Origin of the sequence: Clostridium estertheticum, from assembly GCF_026650985.1 — a bacterium.
Taxonomy (GTDB): Bacteria; Bacillota; Clostridia; order Clostridiales; family Clostridiaceae; genus Clostridium_AD; species Clostridium_AD estertheticum_C.
In genome coordinates this window covers 2,924,900-2,938,461 of sequence record NZ_CP086239.1, presented here as the reverse complement: position 1 = coordinate 2,938,461, position 13,562 = coordinate 2,924,900, and the positions used below count along the sequence as shown (strand labels likewise).

Below are 13,562 nucleotides of genomic sequence, written 5' to 3'. Positions count from 1 at the left end.
TAATCTTGTATCATAAATCGAGATACATGGTTTTCTCCATTTAAGTAAATAACAAAACACAGGTAATAGCTTACCTGTGCTTTGTTATTTGAAAAACAGATTATTAACTTAGTAATTTACTGCGATTTTTTATCACCTAGACTTTCTAGCGTCTTCTTCCACCAACAAAATCAAAAATAAATATAATTACAGCGATGACAAGCAACGTGTGTATCATGCCCCCACCAATATTAAGTACAAATCCCAATAACCATAAAATTATCATTATTCCTACTATCGTTCTTAAAAGTCCCATATATATCACCTCCTTGTAAATAATATTTTAAGCATTTCAATCTCAAAATCTAATAAAATATTAAATTATCTTCTTATTGGATTAATTTGTTACACAGAATTGCATTGGGCCATCAGGATATTGCCATAGAAAATATACAAACAGAATGTTATAATTATAGCATGACTAATTAACGTTATAAGCTATCATTTGCGACATAATACGACAAATGTATTAAGATAATGGTTTTATTTTATTCCAATAATTAAGGAGAATTGTAGGATATGTATAAATTTAAATTTAAACTGAAAGCAGTGAGGAAACTCAAATGTATGACCCAAAAGAGATTGGCATATTTATCAAATTTATCACAAAGCCATATTAGCGAGTTAGAAACAGATAAACAAAGCCCTACATTAAAAACCGTGGAAAACTTAGCGGATGCACTAAAAACACATCCAGATAAATTATTAGAGGTAGATACAAATCATTAATAGAAAAGGGGATTCAATAAAATGAATTCCCTTTTAATATATATACATATTTAATTTTAAACTAAGTAGAGTATAGTAATTTATTTTAATATAAGTTATTTTTCTTTGTCTAATCATAAGGATCTTAAAATATTTGCTAGTGAAGAAATTTTTAGATGTGAGGCAGTTGAATTAATGGTCAAGCTTAAATTATATCCCGAAGTTATGTGGAGAAGGATTATTGCTCCTATAAATATTACATTTAACTAACTTCATAAAATACTTCAAATCGCTTTTGATTGGAAAAACCATCATCTGCACCAATTTAATATTTTTGATGCGTCAGGTAAATGTGTCTTAAATACTATTAGTGAATCTGAAGAGGTTTATGAATCGATTGATCAATGCGAAATACTATAAATTAATAGATAAAATAATATTGAGACATGAGATGAGGTAAGAGAATGGAATATAACATTAAAGAAGTTTCTGAGATACTTAATGTTTCGAGAGAAATGATTCGGTACTATGAGAAAAAAGGCATGATATGCCCAAAGCGGAAAGAGGCAAACAATTATCGTTCATACGATGTTATGGATATTTTTTTCTTGATGGAAGCGATTCAGTATCAAGGTTGGAATATTAATATTAAGAATATTAGAGGGTTAAAAGAAGAAAACTATTATGCTCAGATTATAGACTACCTTGTAAACTATCAGAATGAACTTATTAAGGACATCGATTATAAGACGCTTTTATTGGAACGAATTTGCCAAGTAACCGAGCGTAATAAAATGGGGCGCTATAATTTGGGTAATTATTGGGTGAAACGAATACCGGAAAGATATGTTTTTAATGTTGTTACCGGAGAAGGTGACAACTATGAAAAGATTTGTTTGCCGGAAGAAATGAGTAAGATCTTGTTTTCAAATGTCAACATACCGTTCTATGATGTCTATTTTGAGTACAAAGATGGAAAAGAAATCTGGGTCATATCATTTGAAAAACGATATTTTGATAAACTAAATATGTTAAAAAAAGGGGATATGTTTTGCATTCCTGAAGAATACTGTCTGTGTACAAATGTAAACCTTGGAGCAATCGGAGCTTTTAATGAAAATTTTTATGAAGATGCCTTAGATTATATGGGGAAGAAAGGATACTGTCAAGAAGGAACGTTATCAGCTCTTTTAATAGGCAGGGGCATGGAAAAAGATGTATTTTCAAGATTGATAGAACTTCATGTGCCTATCGAGAAAAACCTTGAAACAGGATAAAGGTTTAATAATTAGTGTATCCATAAAATCGGTTAATATATGTGAAAATAAGCCTAAAAATTAACAAATAAAATAAAAAATTAGCCACATTTTGCGACTTGACAATGAAATGCTTTCATCCATTAAAATGAAATTGTAAATATGCTAAAGTTATATGGAGGGAAAAAAGATGATAACAGAATTGTTTAAGTCAATGAATATTGCAGAATGCACAGTACCAAATCGCTTGGTTGTTCCTGCAATGGTAACGAACTTTTGTACAAAAGAAGGGATGGTTACAGAACGATTTATAAAGTATATAGAGGAGAAGGCAAAAGGTGGATGGGGTCTTATAATTACAGAAGACTATGCGGTTAATGTAAATGGGAAGGGATATGAAATGATTCCGGGGCTTTACAACGATGAACAAATTGAGGGAAACAAGAAACTGACAGAAACAATTCATAAATATGGATCTAAACTGTTTTGCCAGCTTTATCATCCGGGAAGACAGTCGACAAAACTGGTAAATGGTAATGTAACACCGCTAGCACCTTCTGCTATCAAAGATCCAATCTGTCAGGAAGCACCGAAGGAAATGACGGTTGAAGATATAAAAAGCATTGTAAAAGATTTTGGTGAAACAGCACGCAGAGTTAAAGAAGCCGGTTTTGATGGTATAGAAATTCATGCAGCACATGGATACTTGATATCTGAATTTTTGTCTCATTTTACGAATAAAAGGGTCGATGAATATGGTGGTTGCTTTGACAATCGTGCGAGATTTTTAGACGAAATAATCGAAGCGGTTAGAAAAAAAGTAGGAAAAGATTTTCCTGTAATTGTTAGAATTTCAGGAAATGAATACTTACTTGGAGGAAGAACAGAAGCTGAGAGCTTTGAATTGGCTCGCCATTGTGAAGAAATCGGATTTGATGCAATTCATGTTTCTAACGGTATGTATGCATCGGCCCCAATTGACCAAATAATTGCACCAATGTATACAAAGCATGCATTAAACATGGAGGTATCCGAACAAGTTAAGAAATTGGTGAATGTTCCTGTCATTGTTACAAACCGTATCAACGATCCTAAGATGGCGGATACGCTTCTTAAGATGGGTAAAGCTGATTTCATTGGTATGGGACGTGGTTCTCTAGCAGATCCTCATCTCCCAGAAAAAGCCAAAGCCGGCAAGTTCGATAGTATTCATTACTGTATTGGATGCCTTCAAGGATGTGAGGATAAGCTATTAAAAGGAGAAAGCATTACATGTTTAATCAATCCACGCGTTGGATGTGAGTATGAAAACGATATGAAAAAAGTGGAAAAAGCTAAGAAAGTAATGGTCATCGGAGCAGGTCCCGGCGGATTAACGGCAGCGTATACGGCAGCAATGCGAGGACATAATGTAACCGTTTTTGAAAAGAAGAATGACTTGGGTGGTCAGTTCAAATCAGCAGCATATCCGCTCGGTAAAGGTGAATTAGCAACCTTTGTCTCTTCTGTGCGTAAAGTATTAAAGGATTTAAATGTTCCGATTCATTTAAATACTGAAGTGACAGAAGAATTGATTCAAAATGAAAAGCCAGATTCAATAATCATTGCTACCGGAGCCGTATCTTTTACACCGAACATCAAAGGAATTGATTTGGATAAAGTTGTAACTGCGGAAGATGTATTATTAGGAAATTGTGATGTCAAAGCAGATTCGGTAGTTGTATGCGGAGGCGGCGAAGTAGGCGGCGAAACCGCACATTTCCTTTCTCAGACAATCAGAGACATTACGATTGTTGAAATGAAGAAAGACATCTTAAATGACATGATGATAATGACAAAAATATGTCTTACAGGGTATCTGCATGAATCCAATGTAAAAGTTTTAACAGAAGCAACTGTAAATGAAATCAATGCAGAAGGTGTTGTTTACACGAATGCTACCGGAGAAAAGAGCACTTTACCAGCACAAGTGGTTATTTCAGCTTTTGGTTATAAATCCTATAATCCGTTGGAAGAAGTTGCGAAGAAATATAGCGGTGAAGTTCATGTAATTGGTGGTGCTATAAAAGCGGCCAGTGCACTTCATGCTACAAAAGATGGTTATGCAGCAGGACTAGTAGTATAGGCGTCTGAATTAAGAATTAAGATTTAAGAATATCGTTGTAAATTGCATTGAGATATTTTGAAAGGAATTTTTGAGATATAAAATGGATCCTATATGATAGACACGGGAAAAAGTCTATTCATATTGGATCTTTTTTTGTACAATAAAATTAGAAAGGTTGTAAATACAATGAATAAAAAATTATTTACTAGCGAGGCGATTTTACCTCTCTTTAAAAATAGGTATGTTAAACGTGGGATTAACTGTGAGAGTAGACGCTATCTTACCTAATTTTCATTTAACTTTTCAATAAGCAGCTCCATCATCTCTTGGGTGAATTTCCCTCCAGAAAAAGTAATCATAGAACGTAAAACAAAATCCTTAAACATAGTTCTCATATTCGTTCCAAGATCGTCCTCTGATTCATTTTCTTCCCCAAAAATATCTTTCATTAAACTTTCGGCTGTTTTTTTACCGTTTGGATCATTCATTATATCCCCAAGGGTTGAATTTCTGCTAAATTTCTTTTTAATAACCACTGTTGATTTAACATTTATCACTTCTTTAATTTTTATATCATTTGATGAAGCGCCTACTAATAGCTCAAAGGCTCCACTATCTACATGCCAATCTTTAATTTCTACATTATAATATGCAAAAGCTCTCTTGCCTAAAATAAAAGTTATAATCTTTTCTTGTCCAGGATTAAGCTCGATTTTTTCAAAGGCTCTAAGTTCCTTTTCTGGTCTTATTACAGTACTTTCTACATCCTTTATATATAACTGAACTATTTCTTTTCCAGTTATCTTTCCTGTATTTTTAATTTTAACCTTTATGTTTAAAGTTTCATTATCAAACATCTCTTTTTTATCTATACTAATATCCGAATACTCAAAACTAGTATAACTAAGCCCATGTCCAAAAGGGAATAAAGTTTGTAAATCTTTTTTGTCATAGTACCTATATCCTACAAATAATCCTTCTTTATACTCTACAACGTCGCCCTCACCAGGGAAATTAAGATATGACGGATTATCACTCAATTTTTGGGGGAAGGTTTCAGCAAGTTTACCACAAGGACTAAAGCTTCCAAACAATAAATCTGCTATAGCTCCTCCAGCGGCCTGTCCACCTATGTATCCTTCTAAAACTCCACGAGCATTACTTATCCACGGCATTTCTATAGGTGATCCATTGCTTAATACAACTACAATATTCTTTTGCACCTTTGCAATTTCATGTATTAAATTGATTTGATTTTCAGGTATTCTCATATGAGTCCTATCATAACCTTCAGATTCATATCTATCTGGTAGCCCTGCAAATATAACTACGACCTGTGATTGGGATGCTGCACTCTTTGCCTGATCAACTAAATTTTCATAAATATCATCACTTATTAAACTAAAACCCTCCGAATAGGAAATGTTGCAATTAGTGCCTGCAGATTCTTTTATTTTCTCTAATACATTGTCCAGCTTAGTTGGATTTATGTGAGAGCTTCCTCCCCCTTGATATCTTGGTTTTTTAGCAAAAGCACCTATAATTGCAATATTCCCTTCTTTTTTAAGCGGTAATATATTTTCTTCATTTTTTAGTAACACCATACATTCACGGGCAACTTGTCGAGCTAATTTATGATGTTCCTCTTTATCAAATATATAATTTTCTTTTTTGTTATCTACAGCCTTAAATATTATTCCTAAACTTCTCTCAACAGCCTTATCTAAAACATCTTCTGATAAGCTTTTATTTCTAACGGCTTCAACTATTTTTCTATCACCAAGTCCATTACTTGATGGCATCTCAAGTTCTAAACCTGCCTTAAGGCCGTCTACTCTTTCATTTACAGCCCCCCAATCTGACATTATAAAACCTTCATGGCCCCATTCTTTCTTCAAAATTGAAGTCAAGAGATATTCATTTTCTGAACAATAGTTCCCGTTTATTTTATTATATGCGCACATTACTGTCCAAGGCTTAGATTGTTTAACAGCAGATTCAAAACTAGATAAATATATCTCTCTTAAGGTTCTTTCGTCTATGATTGCATTTATGGATAATCTTCTATGTTCCTGGTTATTTACTGCAAAATGTTTTAGTGACGTACCTACCCCTTGACTTTGAACTCCTTTAATATGACTTGCAGCCATTTGTGATGATAAATATGGATCTTCTGAAAAGTATTCAAAGTTTCGTCCACATAATGGAGAACGCTTTATATTAGCTGCTGGTCCAAGGAGTATTGAGACATCTTCAGCTTGACATTCTTCACCCAATGCTATGCCTACTTTTTCAATAAGACTCCTATCCCAAGAGGCGGCTAAAGTTGCACCTGAGGGGAAACATGTAGCTGGAACACTGCAATTTAATCCTAGATGATCAGACTCACCACTTTGTTTCCTAAGGCCATGTGGTCCATCTGTTACCATTATTGATGGTATCCCAAGTCTCAACACGGATTTAGTATGCCAAAAATCCAGCCCGGAACATAACCCAGCTTTTTCTTCCAAAGTCATCTGTGAAATTATACTTTTAATATCTCTAGTTATTTTCATGATATCCTCCATAATTTTATTTAATTAAATTATTTTTACCCTTAATGAAAAAGCCACTGTAACCCAATTCATTTTTTAATACATTCGTTATATATGTAATATCACAAATGTTTTTACAACAAATGTGTACGTCCACTTATTGTATACTACAAAAATGTGTTTTATATAACAAGTCAATAAGATACCATTATTTAGTCAATAAAGCTACTTAAAAGAAGAGCGTTATGCTTATATAATGTAAATGTAAAGGTTAACAAATCGATGATATTAAACATTGAAAGGGTGAAGAGGATGAAAAAGGTTAAACACATATACAGTAATGGTGTAGATTTGTGGAAAGAGGGAGTAACAGGAAATGATCAATATGAGGATACGTTAGAAGTCACTCATGAGCGAAAACAAGTTGTTAAAGGCTTTGGAGGGTGTTTCAATGAAGCTGGCTGGGAAATATTAAAAAATTTAAATAACGACGTTAGAAACAATATTTTGGATGATTTATTTAATGAAAGTGGATGTGCATTTAATGTGGGTAGATTACCAATGGGGGCTAGTGATTATGCTTTAGAATGGCATAGTTATGATGAAACTCCAGGTGATTATGAATTGAAGAATTTTTCAATTACAAGAGATAAAGAATATCTTTTACCTTATCTTAAGGAAGCAATAAAAAGAAGTCCAGAAATGGCTTTATTCGCATCACCTTGGAGTCCTCCAACATGGATGAAAACAAAGCGTGCATATAATTTTGGAAAACTAATTTGGGAAGAAAAGAACCTTAAAGCCTATGCTAATTACTTTATAAAATATTTGGAAAGTTATCAAAACGAGGGCATAAAAGTGGAACAAGTTCATGTTCAAAATGAACCCGTTGCGGATCAGAAATTTCCTTCATGTATATGGACAGGAAAAGAACTTAGAGATTTCATTAAGCATTATTTAGGACCACTAATGAAAAAAAAGGGAATGAATACTGAATTATGGTTAGGAACAATTAATGGACCTTTCTTTGATTTTATGCTTGAGGGTTGTGCACCATTTTCTGAATTTTATGATCAGTTCGTTAATACAGTATTAGCAGATAAAGAAGCTCGAAAATATATATCTGGTGTAGGTTTTCAATGGGGCGGTAAACATGTAATTGAACAAGCTGAATTGAGTTATCCAGAACTAAGATTTATGCAAACAGAAAATGAGTGTGGAGATGGTAATAATACCTGGGAGCATGCAGAGTACGTTTATGGACTATTTTGGCAATTTTTTCAACATGGAGTAGAGAGTTATGTATATTGGAACATGGTGTTACCAGAAGGAGGGGTGAGTACTTGGGGATGGAAGCAAAATTCATTGATAACAATCGATGCAGAAACTAAAAAAGTTATATATCAACCCGAATACTATGTTATGAAGCATTTTTCACACTTTATTAAAAAGGGAGCAAAAAAAGTAGTAACAAAAGGACATTGGACCTCAAACTCTGTAGTATTTGAGAATCCCAATGGCGACTTGGTAGTTATTGTTGGAAATGCTATGGATACAGATCGTGAGTTCACATTTAAATGTGATGGAGAAAGTTTCTCTACAGTTATAAAACAACATTCTATCAATACATTTTGTGTGTCAATTTAGTAATTATTTAATTAGTATTAAGGGGGATTATTATGTTAAAAGAAAGTGTAAATTATAAAAGTAAAAGTTTATCAGTTGGTTTTGTAGAAAGATTAGCTTTTGGATGTGGAGATTTAGCAAACAATATCGTATATTCTGGTATATCAACGTTTTTACTATTTTATTATACAAATGTAATTGGGGTAGGCGCAGCGGCAGTTGGAACTATAATGTTAATATCACGGTTTTTAGATTGTATAGCTGATTTAACAATGGGAGTTATAGTAGACAGAACTAAATCAAAATATGGAAAAGCAAGACCCTGGATACTCAGAATGGCTATCCCTTTTGCAATAGGAGCAGTGCTACTGTTTTCAGTACCTATGAGTTTTGGTAATAATGCCAAGCTTGTATATATTTTTATAACTTACAATTTGGTATCTACTATAATTTACACATCAATTAACGTGCCATATGCAACATTAAATGCACTAATCACACAGGATCAATATGAACGTTCAGTTCTTAGTATATTTAGAATGGTGTTAGCAACAGTAGGATCAATGGGAATTGCTTTATTGACATTACCAATGGTTAAACTATTTGGAAATAATCCTAGAGCATGGTCTTTAACTTTTGCAGTATTTGGACTTGTAGCTGTATTTTTATTCTTATTTACTTTTTTAGGAACAAAGGAAAGAGTAAAACCTGCAAATAAGAAACAGTTGGAAACTAATATACCTATAAAAGATGGAGTCAAAGCGCTTTTTAACAATAAGTATTGGGCTATTATAACAAGTGCATTAGTACTCATATTTATTATTATGACCATAAATGGAGGGGCTACTGTTTACTATGCTCAAACAATTTTAGGAGATAAAAATCTTGTTGGAATATTGTCTACAGCAATGAATTTAGCACAAATCGTAACTATGTTTTTAATAGCTGGATTCATTAAGAAACATGGTAAAAGAAATATTATGATAGCAGGCTCTGTAATCACAATCTTTGCATATGCAATAATGGCTTTATCTGGAACAAATGTGCAATTGCTTCTTTTAGGAAATATCATTAAAGGGATTGGTGGAGCAGGAATAGCAGCATGTATGTTTGCAATGGTATCTGATACTATAGAATATGGAGAATGGAAAACAGGAATAAGAACAGAGGGCTTAATTAATAGTGCATCAAGTTTTGGATTTAAAGTTGGTGGAGGACTGGGGGCAGCTATTATAGGTTGGATATTGGCAGCAGGCGGATATGTAGGGGGAGCTACTGTACAAACTGCCTCAAGTATATTGGCTATTAAATCACTATATATATATTTACCTATGATACTAACAGTTATTCAAATAGCAATACTGTTTCTATATAAACTAGATAAGGAATATCCTAGTATATTACAAGAATTAAGGGCTAGAGGTAATTCAAATTAAAAAATTATTTAAAAAAACTGTACCTTAACTTTAGTTAAGGTACAGTTTTTAAATTTAATAAGTTAATTATTGTTATTTCTAATCTGTTTACGTTTTTCATTAGGTGAGCAGTTATATTTAGCCCTGAATAATTTCATGAACGTTTTATAATTTGTAAAACCATTGCGTTCAATAATTTGAGCAATATTCGTATCTGTATTAACAAGCTCTATGTAAGCATGTTCTAGACGAATATTGTTTAAGTATTTTAAAAAAGTTGTTCCAATATATTTTTTAAAAAACCGAGAAAAATATTCTGGACTTAAATAAAGTTCATGTGCAGCAGAATTAAGTGTTATATATTCTGAATAATGATTTTCTACATGCTCTATAATTAGATCTAATCTAGATAAATACTTATCACTTTTATTGGTATCAAATTTTTTATCTTTTATACTTAATTTATTTACTAAAATAAATAATAAATTAAAGATTAAACTGTTAATTTTAAGTATATAACCAAGTTCTTTTTTATTGTAAATGTTATAAAAACTAAACAAAATTTCTTTTAGATCATTTATGGAAAGTATTTTTTTTTCATCAGTAATGGTTGGGTTACAAATGAATTTTGTTGTAGATATATTATCAATATAATTTTCGCAAAACTGATAAGGTACTTGTAGTACTACAGCTGTATTGCCATATTTACATATTGTTGAATGGATTTCTAATGTATTTATAACTATTATATCGTTTTCATTTAAACTATAATCCACACCGTTTATATTTACTTCAAGTTTTCCGGTTATAAGGTATATAATTTCAAGACTACGATGCCAGTGTTTTGAGATCTCACTTCCATTATCTTCGAAATACTGAAATTTAACACTAATATCCTTATTACTATTTATCGTTTCATGTTCAAAATCCATATAATCACCTATTATTGAATTTATTATATATATTGTCTGAATTATATCACAGTAATAATTTACCTACAAGAATAATTTTAATTATTGAAGTACCATTAAATTTAACGATATTTCATTGAAGAGGTTTATCATAAACTATTTTCTACTTAGCATAAGCTGCCTTTATAATTTTTAACAACAAAAATGGAATTCAATAAATGAATTCCATTTTAAATATATATACATATTTAATTTTAAACTAAGTAGAGTATAGTAATGTATTTTAATATAAATTATTTTTCTTTGTCTTATCACATATCATAAAGACCTCTTATTTATAAACTTTTACTACCCTCTAAAAACTCTGAAGATTTAATTTGGTACATTGGACTATCCCCTTTCTATTAGCGATTATTTTACTTTATCTAATGAAGGTTAACAGTTAATTATGCTTCTTTGTTTATGAGCTAATAATAACATGGTAATCGATATTTGTAAAGACTTATTTTTAATTAATAATAAATATTGATAAATATAAAATTAAAAGAAAAATATGGTATAATGCTATTAAATTAGATGACACTATATTAAGCAAATATATTACTTCAGAGTAGCAATTTAATATGATAAAAAAGTTTTTGAAAAGCAATTTCCATATGCTTCGCAGATAAATAATAATTTATAGAATAGAAACAACAAAGGGGAGTGTAATATGATTGAATACAAATTTGATACACAATTATTAATCGAAGGACATAATCTTTCTGAAGATAAAATAAACGAATATATTACAAATAATTTTGAAGGTGATTGTTTGCTTGCTGTTGGTGACGATGAATTAATTAAAATTCATTTTCACACCAATACACCATGGAAGGTGCTTGAGTATTGTACTTCTTTGGGAGAAATTTATGATATTGTTGTAGAAAACATGGAACGTCAAACCATGGGTCTCAAAGGCTAAAGGTATATAAACTTTTAAAAATAAAAGAAGTCTAGAATTGAAATTTGGCAGTTTAGTGGTATATCTAAGCCCAAACTCAATGATAACTTAAAAGGAGCAAGTATGGAATTTCAAAAGTCAGTTATTGAACTTATAAAGATGAGGACATCGAGTAGATCATTTGATCAAAAAAATATTGAAAGTTTAACCCTTAAAAAACTAAAAGATTATATTAAAAAGAGTAATGAAGAAACAAAATTAAGTGCTAGGGTTATAGTTATACAAAGTAATGATAATGATTCTGGTAAAGCAAAAAAATTAGGGACATATGGAGTTATATCAGGTGCTAATTCATTTATTATTGGAATATTTGAAAAAGATGAAAAAAATGCACTTGAATTTGGGTATTTATTCGAAAAAATTATTCTCTTCGCAACGGATTTGGGTCTTCAAACATGTTGGCTCGGTGGAACTTTTAATAAGGGGAGTTTTGAAGAAAATATGAGTTTAGTTGATAATGAATTCATACCTATAGTTTCTCCCGTGGGAATAAAAAAAGAAAAGCCTAGAGTTTTTGAATCAGTTATGAGAACAGTTATTGGTGCTAATAAACGAAAACCATGGAGTGAATTGTTTTTTGAAAAAGATAGTTTAGTACCACTAAGTGAAGAGAGCGTAGGTCAATATGCTGTTCCATTAGAGATGGTAAGACTTGGACCTTCTGCTTCAAACAAACAACCTTGGAGAATTATAAAGGATGAAAATGCATATCACTTTTACATTTGCAGAACAAAAGGTTATGGAGTAGCTGGTTATGACATGCAAAAAAACGACATTGGTATAGCTAAATGCCATTTTGAGTTATCTGCAAATGAACTTGGCTTAAAAGGCACGTGGTTAGAAATAAAAAATATAAGTACACCAAATAACTGGGAATACTGTTGCAGCTGGTCTAAATAATATTTTTTATCACCATATCGTGGATAGAGTGGTTATTGGTTAAGTGTAAATCGAGCATAAGCTGTTTTTGAAATTTTTAACAACAAAAAGGGAATTCAATAAAATGAATTCCTTTTTAATATATATACATATTTAATTTTAAACTTAGTCTCCATTCATATCTTCTAGAGCCTAGTGTAGAGAAAGCAAATTCTCTCTATACTATATTATAATGTATTATATGATACAATTATATGTATAATAGAGCAATTTTAGAAAATTTATTTGAGCGATTCAGAAGGAGAGTTTATATGTTTAAGAAGAAACTACTAATATTATTTTATGTTTTGATAGCAGTACTAATGTTTCAGGTACCAGTACTTGCAGCAGAAGACCAATTACCAGACAAACCAACTAATAATATCTATGTTCAAGATAATGCTAAAATATTAAATGCAAGTGAAATTCAAAAGTTAGTAGCAAAAGGTACAAGTTTAAACAGCCAAAAGGGAATACAACTTGCAATACTGACTGTAGATGTAATTCCTAATGGCTACGACTTAGAATCATATTCTAATGCAGTATTTAAAAAGTGGGGTATTGGAGGCAAAGAGTCAAATAAAGGTTTATTGTTTGTTTATGTAACTGATACTGATAATATTAGATTAGAGGTAGGATACGGTTTAGAAGGCGACATTCCAGATGTAACAGCTAAAAGTATTTTACAAACAGTCCATCCAGTATTAAGAGAAAAAAAGTATTCCGAAGCACTTAATATGCTTTATTCATTAGTAAGTGATGCTAAACTTGAAACAGCACAAACACCTAAAAAATCTATATTTACTGCTGATAACATATTCAAAGTACTTTTCATGTTAGGTATACTCGCAGCAATATTTAAAAAACCAAATAGATACCATCGTGATTATGGTGGTGGTTTTGGTGGTGGTTATGGTGGGGGTTTTGGTGGCGGATTCGGAGGAGATTTCGGTGGCGGAGGCGACAGCTTTGGCGGAGGAGACTCTGGTGGCGGAGGAGCTTCTGACTAACTAGATTAATATAATTCAAAGAGTTATTGGTTATG

General features: G+C 31.7%; 12 protein-coding genes. 9 read left to right on the top strand and 3 right to left on the bottom strand.

All coding sequences use genetic code 11. The annotated features are described in order from the left end of the window. Positions 1–145: 145 nt before the first annotated feature. Complete coding sequence (locus LL038_RS14020; RefSeq protein ID WP_216121980.1) at positions 146–295, bottom strand: lmo0937 family membrane protein; 150 nt, start codon at positions 293–295, stop codon at positions 146–148. Between the two features lie 263 nt (positions 296–558). On the opposite strand from LL038_RS14020, the gene LL038_RS14015 reads away from it, so the two are divergent. From LL038_RS14015 to LL038_RS14005, 4 genes are all read left to right on the top strand, one after another. Beyond that, positions 559–768, top strand: coding sequence for a helix-turn-helix domain-containing protein (locus LL038_RS14015; RefSeq protein ID WP_216121978.1), 210 nt, complete (start codon positions 559–561; stop codon positions 766–768). A gap of 258 nt (positions 769–1,026) precedes the next feature. Continuing rightward, positions 1,027–1,167, top strand: a complete 141-nt coding sequence (locus LL038_RS25695) for a plasmid pRiA4b ORF-3 family protein (RefSeq protein WP_216122168.1) — start codon at positions 1,027–1,029, stop codon at positions 1,165–1,167. 44 nt (positions 1,168–1,211) lie between these two features. Further along, positions 1,212–2,024 carry a MerR family transcriptional regulator gene (locus LL038_RS14010; RefSeq protein ID WP_216121976.1) on the top strand — a complete coding sequence of 271 codons (813 nt, stop codon included), beginning with the start codon at positions 1,212–1,214 and terminating at the stop codon, positions 2,022–2,024. Between the two features lie 169 nt (positions 2,025–2,193). Continuing rightward, a complete protein-coding gene (locus LL038_RS14005) occupies positions 2,194–4,128 on the top strand; it encodes an FAD-dependent oxidoreductase (RefSeq protein ID WP_216121974.1) in 1,935 nt (644 codons plus the stop codon). A gap of 266 nt (positions 4,129–4,394) precedes the next feature. On the opposite strand, the gene LL038_RS14000 is transcribed toward LL038_RS14005, so the two are convergent. Next, a complete protein-coding gene (locus LL038_RS14000) occupies positions 4,395–6,659 on the bottom strand; it encodes a glycoside hydrolase family 3 C-terminal domain-containing protein (RefSeq protein WP_216122166.1) in 2,265 nt (754 codons plus the stop codon). A 297-nt stretch (positions 6,660–6,956) separates the two neighbouring features. Between LL038_RS14000 and LL038_RS13995 the strand changes: the two genes are divergently transcribed. Next, entirely contained in the window at positions 6,957–8,291 is a 1,335-nt protein-coding gene (locus LL038_RS13995) for a glycoside hydrolase family 30 protein (protein ID WP_216121972.1), read from the top strand. 32 nt (positions 8,292–8,323) lie between these two features. Continuing rightward, the gene (locus tag LL038_RS13990) at positions 8,324–9,706 is read left to right on the top strand and encodes an MFS transporter (RefSeq protein WP_216121970.1); all 1,383 of its coding nucleotides are present in this window, start codon (positions 8,324–8,326) and stop codon (positions 9,704–9,706) included. A 62-nt stretch (positions 9,707–9,768) separates the two neighbouring features. Here LL038_RS13990 and LL038_RS13985 read toward each other — a convergent pair whose 3' ends face one another. Next, complete coding sequence (locus tag LL038_RS13985) at positions 9,769–10,617, bottom strand: AraC family transcriptional regulator (protein WP_216121969.1); 849 nt, start codon at positions 10,615–10,617, stop codon at positions 9,769–9,771. Between the two features lie 691 nt (positions 10,618–11,308). Here LL038_RS13985 and LL038_RS13980 point away from each other — a divergent pair. The 3 genes from LL038_RS13980 (at position 11,309) to LL038_RS13970 (ending at position 13,527) form a co-directional block, all read left to right on the top strand. Further along, a complete protein-coding gene (locus LL038_RS13980) occupies positions 11,309–11,560 on the top strand; it encodes a kinase to dihydroxyacetone kinase (protein ID WP_216121967.1) in 252 nt (83 codons plus the stop codon). Positions 11,561–11,662: 102 nt separating this feature from the next. After that, positions 11,663–12,499 (top strand): nitroreductase family protein, encoded by an 837-nt coding sequence (locus LL038_RS13975; RefSeq protein ID WP_216121965.1) that lies wholly within the window; start codon positions 11,663–11,665, stop codon positions 12,497–12,499. A gap of 290 nt (positions 12,500–12,789) precedes the next feature. Beyond that, entirely contained in the window at positions 12,790–13,527 is a 738-nt protein-coding gene (locus LL038_RS13970) for a TPM domain-containing protein (protein ID WP_216121963.1), read from the top strand. Positions 13,528–13,562: the final 35 nt, after the last annotated feature.

Coding starts and splice junctions, on each gene's coding strand:
- LL038_RS14020 (WP_216121980.1), bottom strand. CDS start 295: ATGGGACTTTTAAGAACGATAGTAGGAATAATGATAATTTTATGGTTA.
- LL038_RS14015 (WP_216121978.1), top strand. CDS start 559: ATGTATAAATTTAAATTTAAACTGAAAGCAGTGAGGAAACTCAAATGT.
- LL038_RS14010 (WP_216121976.1), top strand. CDS start 1,212: ATGGAATATAACATTAAAGAAGTTTCTGAGATACTTAATGTTTCGAGA.
- LL038_RS14005 (WP_216121974.1), top strand. CDS start 2,194: ATGATAACAGAATTGTTTAAGTCAATGAATATTGCAGAATGCACAGTA.
- LL038_RS13995 (WP_216121972.1), top strand. CDS start 6,957: ATGAAAAAGGTTAAACACATATACAGTAATGGTGTAGATTTGTGGAAA.
- LL038_RS13990 (WP_216121970.1), top strand. CDS start 8,324: ATGTTAAAAGAAAGTGTAAATTATAAAAGTAAAAGTTTATCAGTTGGT.
- LL038_RS13985 (WP_216121969.1), bottom strand. CDS start 10,617: ATGGATTTTGAACATGAAACGATAAATAGTAATAAGGATATTAGTGTT.
- LL038_RS13980 (WP_216121967.1), top strand. CDS start 11,309: ATGATTGAATACAAATTTGATACACAATTATTAATCGAAGGACATAAT.
- LL038_RS13975 (WP_216121965.1), top strand. CDS start 11,663: ATGGAATTTCAAAAGTCAGTTATTGAACTTATAAAGATGAGGACATCG.
- LL038_RS13970 (WP_216121963.1), top strand. CDS start 12,790: ATGTTTAAGAAGAAACTACTAATATTATTTTATGTTTTGATAGCAGTA.